General features: G+C 69.1%; 24 protein-coding genes. 13 read left to right on the plus strand and 11 right to left on the minus strand.

Annotated elements, in window-relative coordinates; all coding sequences use genetic code 11:
* Positions 1-84 precede the first annotated feature (84 nt).
* Genes D7Y11_RS19855 through D7Y11_RS19865 form a run of 3 tightly spaced genes read right to left on the minus strand, consistent with a single transcriptional unit; the run spans position 85 to position 1,365 of the window.
* The gene (locus D7Y11_RS19855; RefSeq protein WP_126934484.1) at positions 85-354 is read right to left on the minus strand and encodes a hypothetical protein; all 270 of its coding nucleotides are present in this window, start codon (positions 352-354) and stop codon (positions 85-87) included.
* A gap of 18 nt (positions 355-372) precedes the next feature.
* Positions 373-720, minus strand: a complete 348-nt coding sequence (locus D7Y11_RS19860; RefSeq protein WP_126934485.1) for a hypothetical protein — start codon at positions 718-720, stop codon at positions 373-375.
* Between the two features lie 57 nt (positions 721-777).
* A complete protein-coding gene (locus tag D7Y11_RS19865) occupies positions 778-1,365 on the minus strand; it encodes an aldo/keto reductase (RefSeq protein ID WP_233596978.1) in 588 nt (195 codons plus the stop codon).
* Between the two features lie 78 nt (positions 1,366-1,443).
* On the opposite strand from D7Y11_RS19865, the gene D7Y11_RS19870 reads away from it, so the two are divergent.
* The gene (locus tag D7Y11_RS19870; RefSeq protein ID WP_120576770.1) at positions 1,444-1,821 is read left to right on the plus strand and encodes a hypothetical protein; all 378 of its coding nucleotides are present in this window, start codon (positions 1,444-1,446) and stop codon (positions 1,819-1,821) included.
* 25 nt (positions 1,822-1,846) lie between these two features.
* The gene (locus tag D7Y11_RS19875; protein WP_126934486.1) at positions 1,847-3,094 is read left to right on the plus strand and encodes a hypothetical protein; all 1,248 of its coding nucleotides are present in this window, start codon (positions 1,847-1,849) and stop codon (positions 3,092-3,094) included.
* Between the two features lie 13 nt (positions 3,095-3,107).
* Here the strand turns inward: D7Y11_RS19875 and D7Y11_RS19880 are convergent, their stop codons facing one another.
* The 3 genes from D7Y11_RS19880 to D7Y11_RS19890 form a co-directional block, all read right to left on the minus strand.
* On the minus strand, positions 3,108-5,354 hold the full coding sequence (locus D7Y11_RS19880; protein ID WP_126934487.1) for a hypothetical protein: 2,247 nt from the start codon (positions 5,352-5,354) through the stop codon (positions 3,108-3,110).
* The gene (locus tag D7Y11_RS19885) at positions 5,351-6,217 is read right to left on the minus strand and encodes a DUF3142 domain-containing protein (protein WP_233607338.1); all 867 of its coding nucleotides are present in this window, start codon (positions 6,215-6,217) and stop codon (positions 5,351-5,353) included. Before D7Y11_RS19885 ends, D7Y11_RS19880 begins: the two co-directional genes overlap by 4 nt.
* Before the next feature lie 84 nt (positions 6,218-6,301).
* The gene (locus D7Y11_RS19890) at positions 6,302-6,946 is read right to left on the minus strand and encodes a TetR/AcrR family transcriptional regulator (protein ID WP_126934488.1); all 645 of its coding nucleotides are present in this window, start codon (positions 6,944-6,946) and stop codon (positions 6,302-6,304) included.
* A gap of 96 nt (positions 6,947-7,042) precedes the next feature.
* Here D7Y11_RS19890 and D7Y11_RS19895 point away from each other — a divergent pair, with 96 nt between their 5' ends.
* From D7Y11_RS19895 to queD, 6 genes are all read left to right on the plus strand, one after another.
* Positions 7,043-7,858, plus strand: a complete 816-nt coding sequence (locus tag D7Y11_RS19895; protein WP_126934489.1) for an alpha/beta fold hydrolase — start codon at positions 7,043-7,045, stop codon at positions 7,856-7,858.
* A 16-nt stretch (positions 7,859-7,874) separates the two neighbouring features.
* Positions 7,875-8,876, plus strand: coding sequence for a PHB depolymerase family esterase (locus tag D7Y11_RS19900; protein WP_120576765.1), 1,002 nt, complete (start codon positions 7,875-7,877; stop codon positions 8,874-8,876).
* A 165-nt stretch (positions 8,877-9,041) separates the two neighbouring features.
* The gene (locus D7Y11_RS19905; protein WP_126934490.1) at positions 9,042-9,584 is read left to right on the plus strand and encodes a hypothetical protein; all 543 of its coding nucleotides are present in this window, start codon (positions 9,042-9,044) and stop codon (positions 9,582-9,584) included.
* Between the two features lie 77 nt (positions 9,585-9,661).
* The gene (locus tag D7Y11_RS19910; RefSeq protein ID WP_120566657.1) at positions 9,662-9,979 is read left to right on the plus strand and encodes a helix-turn-helix transcriptional regulator; all 318 of its coding nucleotides are present in this window, start codon (positions 9,662-9,664) and stop codon (positions 9,977-9,979) included.
* Positions 9,976-10,380: an SRPBCC domain-containing protein gene (locus tag D7Y11_RS19915; RefSeq protein ID WP_120576763.1), complete on the plus strand. Its 405-nt coding sequence runs from the start codon at positions 9,976-9,978 to the stop codon at positions 10,378-10,380. The genes D7Y11_RS19910 and D7Y11_RS19915 overlap by 4 nt, the downstream gene beginning before the upstream one ends.
* Before the next feature lie 61 nt (positions 10,381-10,441).
* The gene (gene queD, locus D7Y11_RS19920; RefSeq protein WP_126934491.1) at positions 10,442-10,840 is read left to right on the plus strand and encodes a 6-carboxytetrahydropterin synthase QueD; all 399 of its coding nucleotides are present in this window, start codon (positions 10,442-10,444) and stop codon (positions 10,838-10,840) included.
* 9 nt (positions 10,841-10,849) lie between these two features.
* Here queD and D7Y11_RS19925 read toward each other — a convergent pair whose 3' ends face one another.
* Genes D7Y11_RS19925 through D7Y11_RS19935 form a run of 3 tightly spaced genes read right to left on the minus strand, consistent with a single transcriptional unit; the run spans position 10,850 to position 13,700 of the window.
* The gene (locus D7Y11_RS19925; RefSeq protein ID WP_126934492.1) at positions 10,850-11,551 is read right to left on the minus strand and encodes an SDR family NAD(P)-dependent oxidoreductase; all 702 of its coding nucleotides are present in this window, start codon (positions 11,549-11,551) and stop codon (positions 10,850-10,852) included.
* Positions 11,544-12,044 carry a 6-carboxytetrahydropterin synthase gene (locus D7Y11_RS19930; protein ID WP_126934493.1) on the minus strand — a complete coding sequence of 167 codons (501 nt, stop codon included), beginning with the start codon at positions 12,042-12,044 and terminating at the stop codon, positions 11,544-11,546. The genes D7Y11_RS19925 and D7Y11_RS19930 overlap by 8 nt, the downstream gene beginning before the upstream one ends.
* A gap of 39 nt (positions 12,045-12,083) precedes the next feature.
* The gene (locus D7Y11_RS19935) at positions 12,084-13,700 is read right to left on the minus strand and encodes an NADP-dependent glyceraldehyde-3-phosphate dehydrogenase (RefSeq protein WP_126934494.1); all 1,617 of its coding nucleotides are present in this window, start codon (positions 13,698-13,700) and stop codon (positions 12,084-12,086) included.
* Positions 13,701-13,885: 185 nt separating this feature from the next.
* Here D7Y11_RS19935 and D7Y11_RS19940 point away from each other — a divergent pair, with 185 nt between their 5' ends.
* The 5 genes from D7Y11_RS19940 (at position 13,886) to D7Y11_RS19960 (ending at position 20,746) form a co-directional block, all read left to right on the plus strand.
* A complete protein-coding gene (locus D7Y11_RS19940) occupies positions 13,886-16,042 on the plus strand; it encodes a von Willebrand factor type A domain-containing protein (RefSeq protein ID WP_233607339.1) in 2,157 nt (718 codons plus the stop codon).
* Positions 16,043-16,053: 11 nt separating this feature from the next.
* Entirely contained in the window at positions 16,054-17,898 is a 1,845-nt protein-coding gene (locus D7Y11_RS19945; protein WP_126934495.1) for a HAMP domain-containing sensor histidine kinase, read from the plus strand.
* Positions 17,895-18,602, plus strand: coding sequence for a response regulator transcription factor (locus D7Y11_RS19950; protein WP_126934496.1), 708 nt, complete (start codon positions 17,895-17,897; stop codon positions 18,600-18,602). The genes D7Y11_RS19945 and D7Y11_RS19950 overlap by 4 nt, the downstream gene beginning before the upstream one ends.
* Before the next feature lie 39 nt (positions 18,603-18,641).
* Entirely contained in the window at positions 18,642-19,403 is a 762-nt protein-coding gene (locus D7Y11_RS19955; RefSeq protein WP_126934497.1) for a type 1 glutamine amidotransferase domain-containing protein, read from the plus strand.
* 128 nt (positions 19,404-19,531) lie between these two features.
* Positions 19,532-20,746: a glycoside hydrolase family 19 protein gene (locus D7Y11_RS19960; protein WP_126934498.1), complete on the plus strand. Its 1,215-nt coding sequence runs from the start codon at positions 19,532-19,534 to the stop codon at positions 20,744-20,746.
* Positions 20,747-20,809: 63 nt separating this feature from the next.
* Here the strand turns inward: D7Y11_RS19960 and D7Y11_RS19965 are convergent, their stop codons facing one another.
* Both D7Y11_RS19965 and D7Y11_RS19970 read right to left on the minus strand, forming a co-directional pair.
* Positions 20,810-21,175, minus strand: a complete 366-nt coding sequence (locus D7Y11_RS19965; protein WP_126934499.1) for a hypothetical protein — start codon at positions 21,173-21,175, stop codon at positions 20,810-20,812.
* The gene (locus D7Y11_RS19970) at positions 21,172-21,408 is read right to left on the minus strand and encodes a hypothetical protein (RefSeq protein ID WP_126934500.1); all 237 of its coding nucleotides are present in this window, start codon (positions 21,406-21,408) and stop codon (positions 21,172-21,174) included. The genes D7Y11_RS19965 and D7Y11_RS19970 overlap by 4 nt, the downstream gene beginning before the upstream one ends.
* Positions 21,409-21,583: the final 175 nt, after the last annotated feature.

The following is a 21,583-nucleotide window of genomic DNA, read 5'->3' on the forward strand; positions in this document are numbered from 1 at the left end:
CGCCGTCCTCGCCCCCGTCTCCATGGGGCACATGGCCACCAGTATCCCCCGAAGCGGCGCGCGCGTCCCCGCACGGTGAAGCCGTCACGGGTGGAGCCGGCCTCCCGCGAGGAAGATGTACAGCACGCTCACGGCGCCCCCCACGAGCAGTCCCACCAGCAGCAGGATGAGCCAGGAGCTGACGGGCGCGGTGGGCCCCGCGATGGTCTGCGTCTTCCAGCGCTCGGTGTCGGCGGCCACGGCTTCCAGCTGCTGCTCCAGCCGCGCGATGTCTCCGTGCCTGGCGTCCAGTTCGGCACGGACCCGCGTGAGCTCGGCGTCGGCTTCATTGCTGGGATTCTCCATGCGTTCCATGGGCGAAGCTCCTTGGGGCTACGGAACCGGGAAGGTGGGCGGAGGTCCGCTGTCCCACGCTGGCTTGTACGTGGGACTGGAGGCCTCCGGAGGCATCCTGCCGCCTCCCCAGACGACGGCCCACTGGAGCAACACCCCTCCCAGCACTACCCCCACCACGAACGCGACGATTCGATACTCCGAAGCCGGCCGGGGCTCCTTCACGGCCCGCGCCTGCCACTTGCGGACCTCTCGGGAGCGCGCCTCCAGGGTCTGCTCCAACTCCTGCACCTTGCGCCGCGCGGCCGCCAGCTCCACCTGCGCGCGCTCAAGCTCGCTCCGGACCTCATGACCGGAGCGGCCGACCCCACCCTGGACGCGTTCCACGGACCGCACCTCCCTGTGCAGCGAGCCTACCGCAGGGCCCCGCCGTAGCGGGAATCCCTACCGGGCCACCGGCCGGAACCACGTGGGCTCGGAGCGGACCGTCGTGCCGCCCGTGAACATGCCTCCGGCGAAGAAGGCGTCCTCGAAGAAGTGGTACGGGTGGACGAGCTCCGGGCGGCTGACGGCCTCCAGCTTCGCGGCGAGCGCGTCGGGGATCCGCACGTCGAGCGCACGCAGGTTCGCCTCCAGCTGCTCCATCCGCGTCGCGCCGATGATGGTGGACGCCACGCCGGGCCGGCGCGTCACCCACGCGAGCGCCACCTGCGCGGGCGAGCGGTCCAGCTCCGTCGCCACCTCGCGCAGCACGTCCACGATGGCCCAGTTGCGCTCGGTGAAGAGCTTCTCGAAGCCCGGGTTGCCCCCGCCCTGGATGGATGGCAGCCGTCCCTCGCCCTTCGCATGTGTGCCCTCGCGGGTGTACTTGCCGGACAGGAGTCCCGACGCCAGCGGGCTCCAGGGCGTGATGGACGCGCCCAGCGCCAGCGCCGCGGGGATGTGCTCGCGCTCGATGAGCTGGCGCGGGAGCTGCTCCCCCGCCGCTGAAATGAGCCTGGCCGCTCGACTCCCGCTCGGGCAGGCGGGCATGCTGCGCGTCGCTGAGTCCCCTTCTCGTGGACTGTTATGGCGGAAGTCGGGCCGGTCCCACACCGAAAGGACAGGAACATGGCGCAGCACGGACAGCGTGTCGGTCTCTTCATGGCGCTCACGATGGCGGCGGCCCTGCTGGGCGCTCCCGCCCACGCGGCGAACACGGCGAAGAAGCCCAAGCCCTCCACTTCCGCGAAGGCGGACGCCGGAGTCGAAGACAAGGACGCGGGCACGGCCGCCACGCCGGAGAAGGACACCACCGCGTCCGAGGGCGCCGGCCGCTGCACGGGCAAGGCGAACTTCTGTGGCGTCTTCTCCCAGATGTACTGCAGCAGCCAGCCTGGATGTGCCTACATGTTCGGGTCCAATATGTGCGGCGGCGTGGCCATCGCGTGCGAGAAGGCCACCAACGAAGCGTTCTGCAAGAAGATCAAGGGCTGCTCCTGGAAGTAGCCCTCTCGCACTGCCGGGGGACTCCATGCCGAAGCGCGAATTCGACGAGGGCATCGACACCGCGACCCTCCCCCGCATCTCCATCCTGTTCATCCCCTTCGACGCGGCGAAGAAGTTCTACAAGGCCAACACCGCCAAGGGCGTGAAGGGGCTGAGCGCGACGCTGGATGACACGGGGGCGCGGGTGGACGGGGCGAACCTCGCGAACCCGCTCGTCCCCAGCATGGCCTCCAGCGCGTTCCTGCAGGGGCCGGACATCGCAGCGAAGCTCGCGGACATCGTGGAGCAGGAGTGCGACCTCATCCGCAACATGCACGTCCGCGACGCCGACTATGACGACAACCTCCAGTCATGGTTGGCGAGCAACGGCCCCCAGGCGGCGGACACGTCCCAGTGGAGCGACCGGCGCAAGAGCCGCATCGAGCGGAACCTGCGCGGCTACAAGCACTACCCCGTCTTCATCTTCCTGTCGGAGAACCCCACGGGCTCGCCCTTCCCGGACCGCATCGACGTCCCGGGCCTGGGCATGTCCTACGTGCGCAAGCACCTCATCGACGACGCGACGGTGAAGGGCATCAAGCACGTCAACGAGATTTCCCTCTACCTGCGCGAGGACATCGACGGGCAGTTGGACAACGTGAAGGAAGACGGCTTCTACCTGGAGGCCACCACGCTCACGCGGAAGACGGCGTCCATCCAGACGAAGCTGAAGTCCAAGGACGAGTACATCCTCAAGGTGACGCTCGGGAACCGGTATGGCTATTCGGTGACGGTGGCCGGGGTGCACCTGCGCGCGTCGCTGACGGGCTCCAACCCGCACGAGCGGCAGGTGGAGCGCAATGCCTTGCAGGCCTTCTGCAAGACCGAGGGCATCCAGGTGATGGTGGGGGACTTCAACATGGACCTCCAGGAGACGGCCCAGGGCAGCCGGGGCGTCTTCTTCGACGGCCGGCCGGAGACGCAGCCCACGTACATGCTGGCCCACAAGAGCAGCGCGGCCATCCCGCTCTTCCAGCAGCAGTATTCGAACTCCGCCGGCAACGCCCACTACATGGGCTACTACCAGGCGGACACGGAGCACCTGGAGCTGTCCGGTCCCGGCATGTTCGGCCTGATGGGCGCCAGCGGCTCCCGGCACCTGAAGTCCGAGGGCAAGTACTACTCGGACCATCCGTCCATCTACCTGCAGGTGAAGTCCACGCGCCTGACCGACGAGGCGCGGGACAAGATCTTCCGCCGGAAGATCTTCCGCATCGTGAAGCCCAAGCAGTAGGGCTCCGTTCGCGTCAGTACACGTAGGGCGTTTTGCGCGCCCACTCCGTCTTGCCGTATTGCTTGTGGAGGTACGCGAAGGCCTTCTTCGCCTCCGGGGTGTTCTGGCCGCAGCCCCGCTTGCTGGAGCGGACCGCGCGGAACAGCGCGATGGGCGAGCGCGGATCCTCCGGGTGCGCCTTCGCCCAATCCAGCGCCACGCCGGAGAAGAAGGCCACGGAGGAGCCCGCCTCGTTGAGGGCCTTCCACTCCGCGGCGGCGTCCGTCCGCTCCTCTTGGCTCGCGAACGGGAGCGGCGTCTTCAGCGGATCCTCCAGGTTCTTCGGCCCCGGCACGCACCAGCCGTTGCGGTACCAGCTCAGGTCCTCGGTGAGGTCCAGCTTCGGGGAGGCGTTGGCCAGCCGGTCCCTGGCGGGCTCCAACCTCGCGGAGACGACCGGCAGTCCCATGATCAACAGCCGCGCGTCGAACTGGCGCTCCTCCGCCGTGGGCCGCGCCACGATGGCCAGCAGCTCCGCGCGGGCCTTGGGCTCCGTCTCAGCGAGCGTGGTCGCCTGGGCCTTGAGCATGGCGTCATCCCCCACCACCGCGGCGCGGGCGAACACGGCCCACGACAGCTGCCGGCGCAGCTCGGGGGTCAACGACGGAAGCGCGGCCCACTCGCGCAACCGGCGCGTGGGGACGTGGGACTCCAGGAAGGTGGCCCGCGCGGCGCTGAGTCCCATGGGTGCGCTGCCGTCCTGCTGGGGGGCCAGGACGGACTCCTCCACCAGGAACTGGGCCGCGTTGCGCAGGGCCTCGTCCCAGCCGTTCGCCAGGTGCAGCCGCTCCTCTCGCAAGGCGTTGTCCGTGGAGAGCTGGTCGCGCACCTGCTCCGGGGGAATGGCGTCCAACCGCGCCCGGGCCTCCGCCAGCTGTCCCCGCTCCCGCAGCAGCTGCACGGAGCGCCACGCGAGCGTCATGCCCGCGGGAGACTCCACCGGCACCGTCCCCGCGTCCGCGAGCAGCGTGGACACCTCCGGCGAGTCCGCGCGGGCCGACAGCAGCGCGAGCACGAGCCAGGGCTGATTCCCGGACTTCTTCCAACGGGCCACGGCGGTGCCGTAAGCCTTCGCGGGCCACGGCGCCTCCGGAGCACCGGGCTCCTCGGTGATGGGGGTGGACATGAACCGGAGCCACTCGAAGAGCTCCGCCGCGCGAGGCTTCAGCCCTGGGCAGGTGACGGCGTTGCCCTCCGCGTCGGCCCCTAGAGAAAGGCCGGCCAGCTCCGACTCCAGTCCAGAGCCCGTCCCCTTCTCCAGCACCCGCGAGAACAGCTCGCACCGCCAGGTGGCCGGCGACAGGCGCAACCGCACGAGGGACAGCAGGCGCCGCGCGGGCCCGTGCACCTCGCGCAGCTTCGGATCCGCGAGCACCTTCTGGATGGCCTCCTCCGCCTTGGTGAAGCGCGCGAGCGATGCCTCGTCCACCTTGCGCACCTCGTAGTAGTCGTCCGGCTGTAGGAACAGCGCCTCGCGAACGCGGGTGCGGGCCACGAGGTACGCGGCGAGGACCCGGTAGGGCGAGTCCGCGGTGCTGGCGATGTTCTGGAGGGCCTCCGCCGCCGCGTCGAACTTCCCGCAGTACAGGTGCATGGCCGCGGCCTGGTAGTCGCGCTCGGCCTGTCTGCGCGTCTTCTCCCGGGGCGTCAGCGACTCCTCGATGCCCGGCGCCGGGTCGGCCAGGGTGCAACCCTTGCTGAAGACGTTGTCCTGGTTGCCCACCCACTCCTTCAGCAGGGCCGGACGCTGCTTCCATTCCTTCGCGAGCGCGCGGGCCGTGACCGCGGCGTGCAGGAAGGCATCACCGTGGATATAGGCGTCGTTGGAGGCGTACACCAACTGGTTGGCGTCCACCTGCGGCAGGTCCTTGGCGGGCACGACCTCCTGCCGGACGGCGGTCCATTGATCACGGGCCCAGCTCGGGTCGGGCCCATAGCGGCCCTCCGCGTCCGTCCAACCCACCACCAAGTGCTTCTGCTCATCCGCCGTGGTGGGGATGCCCATCATCGAGCGAAAGGCGAAGGCGAGGTACGGCGGGTCGAAGGTGCGGCGGAGGATGCCCAGGCGTCCGGCGGCGTAGTTGCTGAAGGGCCGGTCGGGATTGTCCACGACGGAGAAGCGGGGCGCGGGCCCGAAGTCGGGTCCACAGGCGTCGGCGATGACGGGAGGCAGCAGGACCGCGAGGCCCACGAGCCCCAGGACTGTTCTTGCGTTCTTCATGGTCGGGTCTCCGCCACGGCGCGAGCGAACGCATCGGGCGTCCACGGCCGGGGGTTGAAGAGATAGAGGGTCGAAACGCCGGGAGGCACGGGCTGCCACTCGTCCATGGCCAGGCCCATGCTGCCCGAGCACGGACGGGGCAGGCCGCGCGCGAACCGAGCACGCCAGACCGGCGCGTCCGGCCCCATGCGAAAGAGCTGCGGCACCACTTCATCCACGGGCGCGCGGGCAATCCAGCTGCCGGACACACACCACGACGCGAGCCCCGTGATGGACAGCGGCATCCCCGGAGGCAGGCGCGCGCGCAGCCGCTGGAGCATGTCGACGTAGGCGTCGTATTCCGAAGCGCGGGCATCGAAGTCGAGTTGCAACGCCGTCACGTCAGGGCGGCGTCGCGCGAGCGCATCCAGGCTCCCGGCCAGCGACTCCAAGCGCTCCGGACCGAAGCGCGCGAGCGAGCTTCCCGGAAGCATCTGCAACCGCACGGTGGCCTTCAACGAGACACCCAGAGGAACCCGGAGCGGCTGCCTGCGAGGCTCCAGGTGCTCATCCTCGTCGGTGAGATCAATCGTCGCGAGCAGGAAGGCGACATCCACCGCGCGGCCTTCCAGGAAGCGCAGGTCCTCCGGCCGCTCCCACGCCCAGAGGACGAGCCGAGGCGGCGGAGACACCGCCGGCGGCATGGCCACGAACAGCGGCAGGCACAGCAGCGTGAGGACAACAGTGGCCCGCAGGCCGCGCCGTGGGCCTTGTGCCGCGTGCGAATGAGACTGTTCGGGGAGCATCGCGGCCAGGAAGCCACGGCCGGGCACCCTGCCCGGCCGGCACTGCGACACATAGCAACCCACGCGCCACCCGGTCATCCACGCGCGCTTGCGCCTACGGCTCAGGTCGTCCCGGTCGTGGCGCGAACTCCGACGCAGCGGGTGCCGCGCCCACCGCCCGCCTCACTTCCCCGCCTTGCCCCCCAGCATCCGCAGCGCCAGCTCCGCGTGCAGGTCCGCCAGCGCGTCCACGTCGAGCGCGGGCGTGGGTTCGAACCAGTAGGGCAGCCGCAACCCCATGGCGGAGATGGCCGCGGCGACGACGCCCGCGTTCGGCACGGAGAACACGCCCTGCGCGCGCCCCCGTTCGATGACGGCCATCAGCAGCGCGGACGACTGCTCCCGCAGCGCCAGGGACGGCGCCGCCAGCTCCGGCGGCAGCGCATGGATTTCGTCGTTCACCACCACCGCCAGCTGCGGATGGGTCGCGTGCAGCTGCGTGTGCGCCCGGACCAGGGCCCGGAGCTGCTCCACCGGCTTCGCCCCCGCGCCGAGCAGCGCCGTGCGCAAGCCCTCGTGGTGCGCCTCGTGCCCCAGCCGCACCAGCTCCGCGAGCACGTGCTCCTTGGAGGGGAAGTGCGCGTAGAGCGCGCTGGGCCGCAGCTCCAGCTCCTTGGCCAGGTCCCGGATGGACGCGTCATGGAAGCCCCGGCTCGCGAAGAGCTGGAGCGCCGTCTCCAGGATGCGGCGACGCGTGCCGTCAGCCAGCGCCGAGGCCGGAAGCACCGCCTTGCGCGCACGAAGACGGGACGGGGAGGAAGACGCCATGGGAGCCACCTTGAAAAACGAACGGTCGTTCAGCTACGGTTCCACCGACCCTGGAAGCGTAGTCCAACCCCTCTCTGAACGGTCGTTCACCCGACGATGCCCACGTTCTCCCTTCCCGACGGCGTCACCCTGCACCTCCAGGAGTCCGGCGAGGGAGCGCCCATCCTGCTCCTCCACGGGCTGGGTTCGTCCGGCAGCGACTGGGAAGCGGTGGCGCCCCGGCTGTCCGCGCATCACCGCGTGCTGGTGCCGGACGCCCGAGGCCACGGCCAGAGCGACAAGCCGGCGGGCGCGTATGGCGTGGCCCTCTTCGCGCGGGACATCGCCGCGCTGTGTGACGGGCTGGGGCTGAAGCAGGTGCACGTCGTCGGCCTGTCCATGGGCGGGATGATGGGCTTCCAGCTGGCGGTGGACCGGCCGGACCTGGTGCGCAGCCTGACCGTGGTCAACAGCGGGCCGGACATGGTCGCGCGCACGTTCCGCCGGAAGATGGAGTTCGCGGCGCGACTGCTGGTGTTGCGCCTGCTGGGTCCCCGCGGGCTGGCGAAGCGCGTGGCCCCCAGGCTGTTCCCAAAGCCGGAGCAGGAGGCCCTGCGCCAACGGGCCATCGAATCCCTGGGCGCCAACGCGCCGGACGTGTACCTGCGCGCGACAAAGGGGCTCGTCGGATGGAGCGTCCAGGACCGGCTGAAGGACATCACCTGTCCCGTGCTCGTGCTGCACTCCGAACGGGACTACACGCCGCTGTCCACGAAGCAGGCCTACGTGGGCCAGCTCAAGGACGCGTGGCTCCAAGTGCTGACGGATTCCGGGCATGCCGCGCCCGTGGATCAACCCGGACAGGTCGCTGACGCGGTGGAGCGGTTCCTCCGGGAAGTCGAGTCACCCGGGCGCATGACGCGTCCTGGCTGAAGCAGGAGGCAGACACATGTCGGTGACTCGGAAGGTCCAGGCCATGTCTCGCATGGCGGTGGTGGTGTGCGCGCTGTTCGCCGTGTTGGGAACCACCCAGGCCCGCGCGGGAGAGTGGGTCCACGGCGTCTATTCGAACGTCTGGGGCACCCGGAGCTACCAGCTCTGGGTCCCCACCGGCTACCAGCCCGGTGAGCCGCTCCCGCTCGTCGTGGGGCTGCATGGCTGTCTTCAGAACCCGGACCAGTTCGCGGGCCTGTCGCGGCTGAACGCGAAGGCGGACGCGGAGAAGTTCCTGGTGCTCTATCCCAACCAGGCGATGTTCGCGAACGGCACCCAATGCTGGAACTTCATGTTCTCCTCCAACCAGGAGCGAGGCATTGGCGAGCCGTCGATCATCGTCGGCATGGTGGACCAGGTGAAGAGCCACTACGCGGTGGACTCGCGCCGCGTCTACCTGGGCGGCGTCTCCGCGGGCGCGGTGATGACCAGCATCCTGATGGCCTGCTACTCGGATGTGTTCACCGCGGGCATGGTGGGCGCGGGCGCCATGTACAAGGCAGCCACCACGGCGTCCGGCAGCCTCTATGCCATGACGTTCGGCAGCATCTATTCGCCGGATGACCGGGGCTATGACGCGTGGGCGTGCTCGGGCAAGCCGCGCCGGAAGGTGCCGGTGCTCGTGGTGCACGGCACGTCCGATGATGTCGTCAATCCCGTCAACGGCCAGCAGACCGCACGCCAGTTCGTCCAGACGAACGACTACGGCGACGACGGCTCCAACAACAACAGCGTGTCCAACACCCCGGCCCGGACGACGTCCGCTGTTTCACCGGGAGGCCGCAAGTACACCGTGAGGGATTACGTCTCCAATGGCGTGCTCCTGGTGCAGCACATCGAAATCCAGGGCATGGGTCACGCATGGCCCGGCGGTGACGGCGCCTTCCCGTTCGCGGACCCGGCGGGTCCCGACGGAACCACCATCATGTGGGACTTCTTCAAACAGCACTCCCGCTGAAGGGGCGCGGTCCGTCCGGCGGCTCCCGGACTACCCGGGAAGACGTGGACAGCCCATCCGCCGACATGTTGAGCTTGGGTCAAAGGCATCCATCGCCCGTACGCCCGAGACGCCGGCCCCATGTCCTTCTTCGAAGTGCTTTCACCGGTTCCACAGAAGATGGACATGGGGGGTGACCTCCCCCTGCGCTTCCGCACGCGTCCGCTGCTCGGCCAGGTCGTGTGGCCGCTGCTCGGGCTGGTGCTGCTGGTCGTGCTCCCCGTCGCCTACGCACTGGACCAGGGCCTGTCCCTGGCCCTGCTGCGCGAGCAATGGATGCTGCCGCTGGTGGGCGTCCTGGGCCTGTTCGTGACCGGGACGCTCATCGTGCGGTGCGTGACGACCCGCCTGGAGGTGGTGGTGACGGCCTCGGAGGTGTCGCTGCGCGGTGGAGGGGCCCTGAGCGCCTTCACATGGAACGAGCCCCTGGATCACTACGCGGGCCTCGACTGCGAGCGGCGCCACCACCCGGACTGGATTGGCGCGCAGGACGAGTACGGCATCGCGCTGACGCACCGGAAGGACCCCGAGCGGAACGTCGTCGTGCACTGGGGCCGCGATGCCCGGCGCTTCGAGGACCGGCTCGCGCGCTACGCCCAGCTCCTCCGGCTCCCCATCCGCCGGGAGCAGCGCGCGCCCATCGCGCAGCCGCGCGTCGCCCGGAGGTAACCGCTCCCACTCCGCCTCCCCTCCCGCCACGGGCGTCCCTTGACGCGTCGGAGATTTCCGACGTATCAATCCGGGCCATGTCCGAACCGGATGTCTTTTCGGCGCTCTCCAATCCGGTGCGCCGGGAAATCCTGCTGCAGCTGCGCAAGGGGCCTCGCGCGGTGAACGACCTGGCGAGCGGCTTCAACCTGGGCCGGCCCGCCGTCTCCGAACATCTCCAGGTCCTGCGCAAGGCGCGTCTCGTCCGCGAGGAGCCGCGCGGCCGTGAGCGCTACTACCACCTGGATCCGCGTCCACTGTCGGAGGTGGACGACTGGCTCAAGGCCTTCACGCACTACTGGAAGCAGCGGCTCGCCGCGCTCGAGGACGTGCTCGACGAGGAGTCACGCAAATGAATCCCCCCGCCGTCATCCAACTGGACCACGTGTATGCCCATCCGCCCTCCGCCGTGTGGAAGGCTTTGACGGACCCGGCGCTCCACGCGAAGTGGTGGGCCGCGGGCGACGTGCGCCCCGTCGTGGGCCACCGCTTCACGCTCGACATGGGCGCCTGGGGTCAGCAGCCCTGTGAGGTGCTCGCGGTGGAGCCGGAGCGACTGCTCCAGTACCGCTTCGCCACGGGGACGCTCGACACGACCCTCACCTGGCGGCTCGCGCCGGAGGGAACGGGGACGCGGCTCACGCTCGTCCACGAAGGCTTCAACCTGGACTCGCCCATGGGCCGCCGGGCCTTCGAAGGGATGAAGCCGGGCTGGCCGGGGGTGCTCGCACGGCTGGGCACCGCGCTCGGCGCCTGAGTGCCCGCCCCCTGAGACGAGGCGTGGACGCACGGGGGGAACGCGGATACAAGGCCGCCGAATGGAGGCCGTATCCGTGAAGAAGCCCACCCTCGTCACCGAAATCTCGAAGGAGTTCACCTTCGAGGCCGCGCACCGCCTGCCCAACGTTCCGGAAGGGCACAAGTGCTCGCGGGTGCACGGCCACAGCTACCGCATCGAAATCACCCTCCGCGGCCCCGTGCATCCGCAGTTCGGGTGGATCGTGGACTTCGCGGAGCTGAACGCCGCCTGGCAGCCGCTCCACGCCCAGCTGGACCACCGGCTGCTCAATGACGTCCCCGGCCTGGAGAACCCCACGAGCGAGCTGCTGGCCGCGTGGCTCTTCGAGCGCGTGAACGTGCCCGGCACCACCGTCGCGCGCATCCGCGTGGCGGAGACCTGCACGTCCTCGTGCACCGTCTACGCCGCGGAAGGCTGAAAGCCGGCTTCAGCGCTCTATCTGGCCCAGGTTGGCGTGGATGACCGCGCCATTCAGGACCGGGGTGGTGGCGCAGAGGTAGAGCACGCCGGCGATCTCCTCCGGCGTGATGAGCCGCCCGAACGTCGTCATCCCCGCCACGCTCGCCCGGACCGCAGGGTCCGTTCCCATGTGCTCGCGGAGCATCTCCGTGTCCGTGAAGCCGGGGCAGACGCAGGCGGTGTGGACCTGCGTCCCCGCCAGGTCCTGGCAGGTGGCCCGCATCATCCCGATGAGCGCGTGCTTGGTCGTCACGTAGGACGCCACGCCCTTCACGGCCTTCTCCCCCAGCGTGGATGACACGTAGAGCAGGGACGAGCCGTCCGTGAGCAGCGGCCGCGCCAGGCGGTTGAGCACCAGAGGGGCCACCACGTTGACCTCCAGCACGCGGCGCAGGTGGTCCGCGTCCATGGTCAGCGCGTCGTCATGCTCGTAGAGGGCGGCGTTGTGGATGACGGACAAGCGCCCCTGCCCTGCCCCGTCGCGCAGCGCCGCTTCGACCGCGGGCTCCCAGCCCGGCACGGCCAGGTCCACCGGCACGTTGACGACGCCCGGCACGGTGCAGGGGCTTCGCGACACGTTGATGACGCGCCAGCCCTCCTTGCGAAACCGCTCCGCCGCCGCCCGGCCAATGCCCCGGCTCGCGCCGGTGATGAGGACCTGATCAGACATCGCGTTTCCACTCCCAGGAGGCCCACTGGCCAGGGCCCGAGGCGCACTTCACCACCAGCCCGGTGATGTGGTCGCGCGCCATGGCGCTGCCGTCGCCCACCAGCTCCTCGCCGAAGACGCGCGCCAACTCCTCCAGCGACACGTTGGCCACCGGGAGCACCGTGACGTCGCGAGCGAGGAAGCGCAGCTCCTCGCCGTTGAAGTGCGCCACGTGGTTGCCCTGCGCGTCCCGCTCCAGCCGCAGGTGCTTGGAGCGGCTGGGGAGGAAGAACGTCTCGTTCCAGGCCTTGCAGCGGTTGATGATGGCCTGCTTGAGCGGGCCGTAGTCCGACAGCAGGCCATCGTCGGCCACCTCCCCCGTCAGCGCGACGTAGACGGAGAAGTTGTGCCCATGCAGGTTCTCGCGGTGCGTGGCGGAGAAGATGGTGAAGTGCCCCGCGGAGAACTTCATCTCTTCCTTGTGCAGCTCGAGGGTCGTGGTGCGCGGCGCCATGGGATGGCCCCAGGCTTAGCATCAGGGGCCGAGGCGGGACTAGAAGAGGAAGTCCGTGGTGAGGAAATCCGACTCTCTGCGGGTCAGGATGGATTGGACGAGCGCGGTGTTGTCCGGCGTCGTCTTCGTCGCCACCAGCGTGCGGATGGAGAACACCCGCAGCGCGTCCGCCACGGACAGCGTCCCTTCCGCGGAGTCCTTGCGGCCGTTGAACGGGAACGTGTCCGGCCCGCGCTGGCACTGGCAGTTGAGGTTGATGCGGCCCACCTGGTTGGAGAACGCGTCGATGAACCGCCCGACGCGCGCGGAGTCCTTCCCGAACAGGCTCAGCTGCTGACCGAACTGCGACTCCACCACCAGCCGCACGGCCTCCGCGTCCTCGTCGAAGACCATCACCGGCACCACCGGACCGAACTGCTCCTCCGTGGCGAGCCGCATGTCGCGCGTGACCGGGTACACCACCGTGGGTGAATAGAACGACCGGGCCCCCTGCCCGCCCGTCTGGTTGACCACGCGCGCGCCCTTCGACACCGCGTCGTCCACCAGCCCCTGGAGGTATGTCGCCTTGCCCGGCTCCGGCAGCGGCGTGACGGCGACGCCCGGGTCCCAGGGCATGCCGGGCTTGAGCTTGTCCACGGCGGCGGTGAACTTCGCGAGGAACGCATCCACGATGTTCCGGTGCACCACCAGCAGCTTGAGCGCCGTGCACCGCTGGCCATTGAAGGACAGCGTGCCGGTGATGCACTCCTTCACCGCGTTATCCAGGTCCGCGTCCTCCAGGATGATGGCCGGGTTCTTCGCGTCCAGGCCCAGCACGGACTTGAGGCGGTGCGGCCGGGGGTGCATGCGCTTCAGTTCGCTGGCGCCCTTGTTGGTGCCAATGAAGGCGAACAGGTCCACCTGCCCGCTCTCCATCAGCGCGCCCACGGTCTCCCGGCCGCGGCCGTAGATGATGTTGATGACGCCGGGCGGGAAGCAGTCGCGGAACGCCTCCAGCAGGGGCCGCACCAGCAGCACACCGAACTTCGCCGGCTTGAACACCACGGTGTTGCCCATCAGGAGCGCGGGGAAGAGCGTGCTGAAGGTCTCGTTGAGGGGGTAGTTGTACGGCCCCATGCACAGGGCCACGCCCATGGGCGCGCGGCGGATCTGCGCCATGATGCCCTGGTCCTGGACGAAGCGGGACGAGGTGCGATCCAACTCCTTCAGCGCGCGGATGGTCTCCACGATGAGATCCACCGTGCGGTCGAACTCCTTCTCCGAGTCCGGCTGCGTCTTGCCAATCTCCCACATCAGCAGGTTCACCACTGCGGTGCGCTGGGCGCGCATGGCGGTGAGGAAGCGCTCCACGTGCTCGATTCGCTCGGCCACCTTGAGGGAGGGCCAGACGCCCCGGCCGGAGTCGTAGGCCTTCACCGCCGCCGCCAGCGCGTCCAGGGACTCGCGCGAGGTGAGCAGTGGCGTGGCGCCAATGACCTTCTGCTTCAGCCCGTCCGGGGTCCGGACGAACACGGGGCTCGCCACCGGGTTGAGCTCACCGGCCCAGGTGCGCAGCTCGCCTCCCACGAGGTACTCGCGCTGCTCCAGATAGGCAGGCAGCCGCACGCCGGGGGGAATCTGCTCTTCGGTGGGAAAGAGGGTGTCGAGTGCCGTCATGGACGGCCTTTCTAATCAGACACCGCGCCCCCGGCACGGTTTCCCTTCATGATGAAACCATGATGAGGAGACGAGCCCCCCATGCGGTTCGATGCGGGGCGCATCTGGATGATGGCTCCACCCTGATGCGCGAGAGGTGGTCCATGCTGAAGTCCCTCCTGAGAAGTGCCCTGCCCCTGCTCTTGATGATGCTCCCCGTGGCCACGCGGGCCCAGCTGGATGCGGGCGCCCCCGCTACGAGCACCATCATCGGCACGGTGCTTGACGACACCACCAAGAAGCCCGTGATGGACGTGGTGGTCTCCGCGACCTCACCGAGCCTGCAGCGTGAGCAGGTGGTCGTCACGGACGCCCAGGGGAACTACCGCATCCCCCGGCTCCCCGCGGGTACGTACACCCTGAGGTTCGAAAAAGAGTCGTTCAAGCCTTTCGCCCGCCCTGAAATCCAGCTGAAGCCCAACCGCACCATCCGACTGAACGTGGAGCTGCTCCCGGAGAGCTGGTCGTCGACGGAAACCATCGTCGGCGCGCCCCCGACCATCGTCGGCGCGCCCCCGACCATCGACGTGGGATCCACGAACCAGGGCGTGTACGTGGACCCGGAGTTCATCAAGCGCATCGCGGTGGTGCGCCCGGTGGGCAAGGGCGGCGCGACGCGCAGCTTCGAATCCCTGGCGGAGCCCAAGCCTGGCAATGGCTACGTGGTGGACGGTCTGAGCACGAACACCCCGTCGGGCGACGGCGACCCAAACAGCACCAACGACCGCGCGCGTGCCCCGTCCTGGGCCCTGCCACACATGCACATCGTCGTCCCGGACGGCACTCCGCAGACGGTGTACCGCGCGCCCCAGGCCTCGGCGGACCCGACGCCGCAGCCCGCGCCGGAGCGCACCGAGGCCCCGCAGGGTCAGCGCTTCTTCGACATGTACTTCAAGGGCTACGGCGTGAACCCCACCGTGGACACCGAGGAGGAGCGCTTCTCCACCTTCTCCGTGGATACGGACACGGCGTCGTACACACTGACGCGCGCCTACCTGGAGCGCGGCGCGCTTCCCGACGAGCAGGCCGTGCGCGTGGAGGAGTTCGTCAACACCTTCGACTACGACTATGCCAACGCTGCGGACGCGCCCTTCAGCGTGAACGTGGAGGGCTTCCCCTCCCCCGCGCGCAAGGGCTACCAGGTGGTGCACATCGGAGTGAAGGCGCGCGACGTGAGCAACGCGCAGCGCAAGCCGTCACACCTGGTCTTCGTCATCGACGTGTCCGGCTCCATGGCCATGGAGAACCGGCTGGGCCTGGTGAAGCGCTCGCTGCGCCTCTTGGTGGACGCGCTGGATGAGCGGGATCAGGTGTCCATCGTCGTCTACGGCACCACCGCCCATCAGGTGCTGGCCCCCACCAACGCCACGCAGAGGGCCGTCATCCTGAGCGCCATCGACAGCGTCCAGTCGGAGGGGTCCACCAACGCGCAGGCGGGCATGGAGCTGGGCTACACGCTGGCCGCGAGCCACATGCTCAAGGGCGGCATCAACCGCGTCATCCTCTGCTCGGACGGCGTGGCGAACAACGGCGTCACCGAGGCGGATGGCATCTGGGCGCTCGTGAAGGAGAAGGCGGCGGCGGGCATCACCCTGTCCACCGTGGGCTTCGGCATGGGCAACTACAACGACGTGCTGATGGAGCGGCTGGCCCAGGTGGGTGAAGGCAACTACTCCTACGTGGACAAGCTGGAGGAGGCCCGCCGCATCTTCGTGCAGAACCTCACCGGCACGCTCCAGGTGGTGGCCAAGGACGTGAAGCTCCAGGTGGAGTTCGACCGCAAGACGGTGTCCCGCTACCGCCTCATCGGCTACGAGAACCGGCTGCTCACCAAGCAGCAGTTCAACGACGACCGCGTGGACGCGGGCGAGGTGGGCGCGGGCCACGCCGTCACCGCGCTCTACGAGGTGAAGCTGCGCGACCCGTCGCAGACGAACTTCGGCACGCTGCGCATCCGCTACAAGGCCCCGGAGGGCGGCAGCTCGCGCCTCATCGAGAAGGCCATGCCCATGACGCTCCTGCGCCCCGCGTATGAGAAGGCCGCGTCCCCCACCCGCCTGTCCTACGTGGCCGCCGCCTTCGCGGAGAAGCTGCGCGGCTCCTACTGGGCGCGCCCGCTCACCTACGACGCGCTGGTGTCGCTGTGGGAGGAATTGGGCACGCCGCTGAAGTCCCGCACTGACGTGGTGGAGCTGGGCAACCTCATCCGGCTGGCGAAGAAGCTGGACCGCCGCGAGGACCGCTTCGAGTCCTTCGCGCCGGTGCGCACCATGGACGCCGACCGCGTCCCCACCATCAAGTAGGGACTGTCCGGATGCCGCGCAGGCTGCTGCCCACCCTCGTCGCACTCGTGCTCGGCCTCGCCGGGCTCGCGGTCGGCCTGGGCTATCTCCACCGCATCTTCGCCGCCGAACGCGAGGATGCTCGGGCCTCGCTCCGCTCCCGGCGCGAGGCCCTGGAGCAGTACGCCCGCGCGTCGTTGGGACAGGCGCTGCGAGAGGGACTGGATGCCTCGCGTTCCACGCTCGCCGCGGCGAAGGAGGATCCGCTCGTGGCCACGCCGGGGCTGTACCTGCGGGAACAGGGGGAGCAGGTGCTGCCGCGGCTGGCTCTCTTCGATACGGCGGGGGACTCCCCCGCGAAGGACCGCTACGCGCGGCTGCGCGCCGGCACGGAGGTCGCGGACGAGGACGAGGGGCCCTGGAAGGAACGGCTGGAGCGGATGGCGCTGGTGGAGCAGTCGCTGAAGGCGAAGGACCGGCGGGCCACGCTGCTGTCGCTGATGGCGATGCTCCAGCACCGCGCCCGCTTCGTGCTCGCGTCCACGAGGGACCTGCCCTCGATGCTGGTGGTGCTGGAGGACGTGGCGGCGCGGGGCGACGTGGTGCCGGACCTGATGCGGGCCCTGGTGCGCGACGGGCTCGTGGATGGACAGGGCGGTGGGCGGCTGGAGGGGTTGCAGCGGCTGCTGTTGCTCAAGCGCTCGCGCTTCACGCCGGAGGACTTCGACTTCCTGCGTGGGAAGGTGGTGGCGCTCTCCATGCGCGTGGGCGTGCCGGTGGCGGACTTCGAAGCAAGGACGCGCGAGATGGCGTCGACGCCGCTTCCCCTGCCGGAGGAAGTGCGGGAGCCGGTGCTGGCGCGGTCCGGCTGGTACCTGGAGCCGCTCCAGGGGGCCGACGTACGCGGGCTGGCGCTGGACCTGTCAGGGCTCCTGGCGGGGCTCACCCGCGAGATGCGGGAGCGCGGCCTGATCAAGGCGGACGGACACGTGACCCTGCCGGGGGACGCGCCGGTGCTGTCGCTGGCGTCGCTGCCGGTGTCGGTGGAATCGTCCGAGTGGACACGGGGCGAAGAGGCGCTGGAGAGCCGCTACCGGATCAAGACGCTGATGCTGATCCTGTGCGCGGCGCTGGCGCTCACCATCGCGGTGCTGGCCTTCGTGGCGCAGCAGCGCAAGTACCACTTCCTGGAGCTGAAGAACGATTTCGTAGCCACCGTGTCGCACGAACTGCGCACGCCGCTGGCCTCCATCCGCCTGCTCGCGGAGACGCTGGAGTGGCGAGTGGCGGAGGGCGCGGACGCGAAGGACTACCCCGCGCGCATCATCCGCGAGGCGGACGGGCTGGGCTTCCTGGTGGAGAACCTGCTGTCCTTCAATCGCATCGACAAGGGGCGCTGGGTGCCGAAGCTCGCGCCGGTGCGGCTGGACGAGCTGGTCTCCAACCTGCGCCGGGACCTGGAGTCCGGCGCGCCGATGCCGGTGGAGCTGACCGCGGACGTGGACGCGCGTGAACTGAACGCGGACGCGCAGTTGCTGCGGCTGCTGCTTGCGAACCTGGCGCGCAACGCATGCGCGTACAACACCCGCAGCCCCGTGCGCCTGCATGTCCAGACGCTGTCCGGAGGGCGCGTGCACTTCACGGACAACGGCACCGGCATCCCAGCGTCCGAGTGGGAGCACGTCTTCGGCGAGTTCTACCGGCTGTCCGGCCGCGACGGCCGCGAGGTCCCCGGCAGCGGGCTGGGGCTCGCGCTGTGCCGGAAGATTGCCCGGCTGCACGGAGGCACGCTGCGCGTAGCGGCCTCCAGCCCCGAAGGCACGACCTTCGAGCTGACCCTTCCCGAGTACCGCCCCGAGGCCCGGAGCAACGCATGACCATCGCCGCCCCCACTGTCCTCGTCGTGGAGGACGACCCGAACCTGCGGCTCGCGCTGCGTGACAACCTGGAGCACCAGGGCGGCTACGCCGTGGAGGAGGCCGCCACGGTGAAGGAGGCGCGCGAGCACCTGTCCCGCCGCGACTTCCAGCTCATCCTCCTGGACGTGATGCTGCCGGATGGAGACGGCTACTCGCTCTGCCGCGCGCTGCGAGAAGAAGGCCTGAGCGTACCGGTGCTGATGCTCACCGCGCGCACGCTGGAGGAGGACGTGGTGCGCGGCTTCGAGTCCGGCGCACAGGACTACCTGGGCAAGCCCTACCGGCTGCGCGAATTGCTCGCACGTGTGGGCGCCCACCTGAAGCGCGGTGGCGGTGTCGCCCCGGCGAAGGTCCTGCGCTTCGCGGGCTACAGCGTGGACCTGGACCGGCGGCGCGTGGAGTCTCCCGAAGGCGCGGAGGTGGAACTGACGCGCAAGGAGTTCGACCTGCTGGCCTTCTTCCTGAAGGAGCGCGAGCGGGCGCTCAAGCGCGACGAAATCCTGGACGCGGTCTGGGGCACGGACGTGGTGGTGGATCCACACACCGTGGACAACTTCGTCTCCAGCCTGAAGCGCAAGCTCAAGTGGACCAGCGCCTCACGCTTCTCCATCCAGACCGTGCGCGGCGTGGGCTACCGGATGGAAATCGAGCGAGGCGCCTGACCGCTTGTCAGCCCCGGGGCTGCGGGAAAGACTGGCCGCATGGCCTCTGCTCGCCGCGTCCTCGTCCCGCTGCCCGACCATGATTTCGACGTCACCGAGGTGGCCGTCCCCTGGCGCCTGCTCACCGACGCGGGCCACGAAGTGGTGTTCGCCACGGAGAAGGGCCACATGCCCGCCGCGGATCCACTGCTGCTCACCGGCGTGCTCTTCGGACAGCTGGGCGCGGATCCGGAGCCCAAGCGCTTCTATGGCGACCTCACGCTCACGCAGGCCTTCCAGAAGCCTCTGACCTGGGACGCGGTGACGCCGTCGGATTTCGACGCGCTCCTGCTGCCTGGAGGCCATGCGCCGGGCATGCGGCAGTACCTGGGCAGCGGCGCGCTCCAGGCGAAGGTGGCGGCGTTCTGGGCGCTCCAGCGGCCCGTGGCGGCCATCTGCCACGGCGTGCTGGTGCTGGCGCGCACGAAGGACCCCGCCACCGGCAAGAGCGTGCTCCACGGAACGCGCACCACGTGCCTGCCCAAGTACATGGAGCGCTCCGCGTACCTGCTGACCGCGTGGAAGCTGGGCCGCTACTACCGCACCTATCCCGCGTACGTGGAGGAGGAGGTCGCCGCCGCGCTCGCGGACCCGAGCCACTTCGAGCGAGGCCCCCGCGTCCTGTCCAAGCGCGGCACCGCGACGGACCACGCGCCCGCCTTCGTGGTGGAGGACGGGCGCTACGTGTCCGCGCGCTGGCCGGGGGACGCGTACCTCTTCGCGGAGCGCTTCCTGAAGCGTCTTTCGGATTCCCCGGATTGACTGGATATCTAGCCTGATGGCATGAAGCCAGGAGACTTTGTTCTTTCAGAAAACAAAGTCTACCTGGGACGTACAAATACACCTCCCAGGAGTTCCTCCATCTGCTGGCGGTACCCATGGGAGACGTCATGAGCCACAAGGGAATGATCCGCGGTCTGTCTTTGCTGGGAGTCGTGGGCGCGCTGGCCGGCTGTTCGGGCCCGGAGGCCGGAGACACCGCGCAAGAAGCCGTGGGCCAGGTGGAGAGCGCCGCCGTGGTGTCGACCATCACGGAGGGCGACTACGTCATCCGCTCGGTGCGGACGAACAAGTGCATCGACGTGGCGTCGTCCAGCACGGCGGACGGCGCGAAGGTGCAGCAGTGGGACTGCAACGGCACCAACGCGCAGAAGTTCCACATCTCGCCCACGTCGGGCGGGTTCTGGAAGATCATCAACGTCAACAGCGGCAAGGCCCTGGACATCGTGGGGGTGAGCACCGCGGAGAACGCGGTCCTCCACCAGTGGACCTACGTCGACGGCGCCAACCAGCAGTTCCAGTTCATCAACCGGGGCGGCGTGCAGTTCAGCTTCCACCCGCGCCACACCGGCATGGCCATGGACCTGTCGTACGGCTTGCCTGACAACGGCACCCTCATCGTCCAGTACCCGTTCTACGCGGACCGCGACAACCAGCGCTGGACGTTCGACAAGGTCTCCGGCGGTGGTGGGGGCGGCGGCTCGGGCTTCGGGGGCATCCTCACCCGCGACATGTTCAACACCATGTTCCCCGGCCGCAACGGCTTCTACACGTACGACGCGCTCATCGCCGCCGCGAATGGCTTCCCGGGCCTGGCGACGACGGGTGACACCGACACGCGCAAGCGCGAGGTGGCCGCCTTCCTGGCCAACGTGTCACACGAGACGGGCGGGCTCGTGTACATCGAGGAGATCAACAAGGGCGACTACTGCGACACGTCGTGGGGCCCTCCAGGGTGCAGCTGCGCCCCGGGCAAGCGGTACTTCGGACGCGGACCCATGCAGCTGTCGTGGAACGGCAACTACTGCGCGGCGGGCAACGCGCTGGGCCTGCCGCTCCAGTCGAACCCGGACCTGCTGGCCCAGGACGCGAACGCCGCGTGGCGCACGGGCTTCTGGTTCTGGACCACGCAGAACGGCGCGGGCTCCATGACGGCCCACAACGCCATCGTCAACGGTGCCGGCTTCGGTGAGACCATCCGCACCATCAACGGGTCGGTGGAGTGCTACGGCCGCAACCCCGGCCAGGTGCAGAGCCGCATCGACAAGTACCAGCAGTTCTGCTCCCTGCTCGGCGTGAGCCCCGGCACCAACCTGGGGTGCTAGGCCCCGATGCGGGTGGCGCTCAGCGCCTCTGGCGAGCGCCACCTGCATCCGTCAGACACGCCCCTAGCGGGCGGGCGCCTGGTTGCGCCAGATGAGCAACACCTGGTTGATGGTGTTCACCCACCGTCGCGCGGCATCCGCGTCCTCGTAGATGCCGTCCTTCATCAGCTTGAAGACGAAGTCGTTGCCGTCCTGGAGGAGCAGCCGGATGCCGTCGCCCTTCCAGAAGCTCTCGCGCACCTCCGCGCGGGCAATGTCCTTCAAGTAGAAGTTGAAGAGCAGCGTGCCGTTGGCGTCCTCGGCGAAGACGCGCTTGCTGGTCATCGTCGCCAGGTAGGTGCCGAAGAACGTGTCATCGGGCCTCCGCGTCGCCACCAGGGACTGCATCTGGATGTCTTCCTTCGGGGCCAGCACGACCTTCGTCTTCATGACTCCCCCTCCTCGGACCTGCCGCCCTGGAACAGCGGGCCTTCCTTGTAGAGCTCTGTGTATCCACACGTGTCACAGACCGCGGCGAACAACGAAAGGGCCTGCGGCGTCGCGAAGCTGTCGTCCGGCTGCAAGGTGTAGCGGCTGGGGGGGACGGTCAGCAGGGTGTTCGGGCAGTTGATGCAGAGGAGGGTCTTCGACTCCTTCTGCACAGGATGTGCGCGCAGGGGCATGGACTCAGTCCTCGGTGATCTTGTTGTGGCCGCGAGGCGTGTTCTTGTTGATCTTGTCCCGCGCCGCCTGGTCCTTCATCCGCGTGATGTCCGCCTGCGTCTGCTCGTGGCGGTTCGAGTCGATCCGGTCATAGGCGTCGTCCATGACGGCCCCTAGTCCCCGTCCCACCACGGC

Source organism: Corallococcus sp. AB018, from assembly GCF_003986945.1.
In the GTDB taxonomy this organism is placed as follows: domain Bacteria; phylum Myxococcota; class Myxococcia; order Myxococcales; family Myxococcaceae; genus Corallococcus; species Corallococcus exiguus.

Bases quoted from the DNA above. Each gene is read 5' to 3' on its own strand.
- D7Y11_RS19855 (WP_126934484.1), bottom strand. From the start codon at position 354: ATGGAACGCATGGAGAATCCCAGCAATGAAGCCGACGCCGAGCTCACG.
- D7Y11_RS19865 (WP_233596978.1), bottom strand. From the start codon at position 1,365: ATGCCCGCCTGCCCGAGCGGGAGTCGAGCGGCCAGGCTCATTTCAGCG.
- D7Y11_RS19870 (WP_120576770.1), top strand. From the start codon at position 1,444: ATGGCGCAGCACGGACAGCGTGTCGGTCTCTTCATGGCGCTCACGATG.
- D7Y11_RS19875 (WP_126934486.1), top strand. From the start codon at position 1,847: ATGCCGAAGCGCGAATTCGACGAGGGCATCGACACCGCGACCCTCCCC.
- D7Y11_RS19880 (WP_126934487.1), bottom strand. From the start codon at position 5,354: ATGAAGAACGCAAGAACAGTCCTGGGGCTCGTGGGCCTCGCGGTCCTG.
- D7Y11_RS19885 (WP_233607338.1), bottom strand. From the start codon at position 6,217: ATGACCGGGTGGCGCGTGGGTTGCTATGTGTCGCAGTGCCGGCCGGGC.
- D7Y11_RS19890 (WP_126934488.1), bottom strand. From the start codon at position 6,946: ATGGCGTCTTCCTCCCCGTCCCGTCTTCGTGCGCGCAAGGCGGTGCTT.
- D7Y11_RS19895 (WP_126934489.1), top strand. From the start codon at position 7,043: ATGCCCACGTTCTCCCTTCCCGACGGCGTCACCCTGCACCTCCAGGAG.
- D7Y11_RS19900 (WP_120576765.1), top strand. From the start codon at position 7,875: ATGTCGGTGACTCGGAAGGTCCAGGCCATGTCTCGCATGGCGGTGGTG.
- D7Y11_RS19905 (WP_126934490.1), top strand. From the start codon at position 9,042: ATGGGGGGTGACCTCCCCCTGCGCTTCCGCACGCGTCCGCTGCTCGGC.
- D7Y11_RS19910 (WP_120566657.1), top strand. From the start codon at position 9,662: ATGTCCGAACCGGATGTCTTTTCGGCGCTCTCCAATCCGGTGCGCCGG.
- D7Y11_RS19915 (WP_120576763.1), top strand. From the start codon at position 9,976: ATGAATCCCCCCGCCGTCATCCAACTGGACCACGTGTATGCCCATCCG.
- queD (WP_126934491.1), top strand. From the start codon at position 10,442: ATGGAGGCCGTATCCGTGAAGAAGCCCACCCTCGTCACCGAAATCTCG.
- D7Y11_RS19925 (WP_126934492.1), bottom strand. From the start codon at position 11,551: ATGTCTGATCAGGTCCTCATCACCGGCGCGAGCCGGGGCATTGGCCGG.
- D7Y11_RS19930 (WP_126934493.1), bottom strand. From the start codon at position 12,044: ATGGCGCCGCGCACCACGACCCTCGAGCTGCACAAGGAAGAGATGAAG.
- D7Y11_RS19935 (WP_126934494.1), bottom strand. From the start codon at position 13,700: ATGACGGCACTCGACACCCTCTTTCCCACCGAAGAGCAGATTCCCCCC.
- D7Y11_RS19940 (WP_233607339.1), top strand. From the start codon at position 13,886: ATGATGCTCCCCGTGGCCACGCGGGCCCAGCTGGATGCGGGCGCCCCC.
- D7Y11_RS19945 (WP_126934495.1), top strand. From the start codon at position 16,054: ATGCCGCGCAGGCTGCTGCCCACCCTCGTCGCACTCGTGCTCGGCCTC.
- D7Y11_RS19950 (WP_126934496.1), top strand. From the start codon at position 17,895: ATGACCATCGCCGCCCCCACTGTCCTCGTCGTGGAGGACGACCCGAAC.
- D7Y11_RS19955 (WP_126934497.1), top strand. From the start codon at position 18,642: ATGGCCTCTGCTCGCCGCGTCCTCGTCCCGCTGCCCGACCATGATTTC.
- D7Y11_RS19960 (WP_126934498.1), top strand. From the start codon at position 19,532: ATGAGCCACAAGGGAATGATCCGCGGTCTGTCTTTGCTGGGAGTCGTG.
- D7Y11_RS19965 (WP_126934499.1), bottom strand. From the start codon at position 21,175: ATGAAGACGAAGGTCGTGCTGGCCCCGAAGGAAGACATCCAGATGCAG.
- D7Y11_RS19970 (WP_126934500.1), bottom strand. From the start codon at position 21,408: ATGCCCCTGCGCGCACATCCTGTGCAGAAGGAGTCGAAGACCCTCCTC.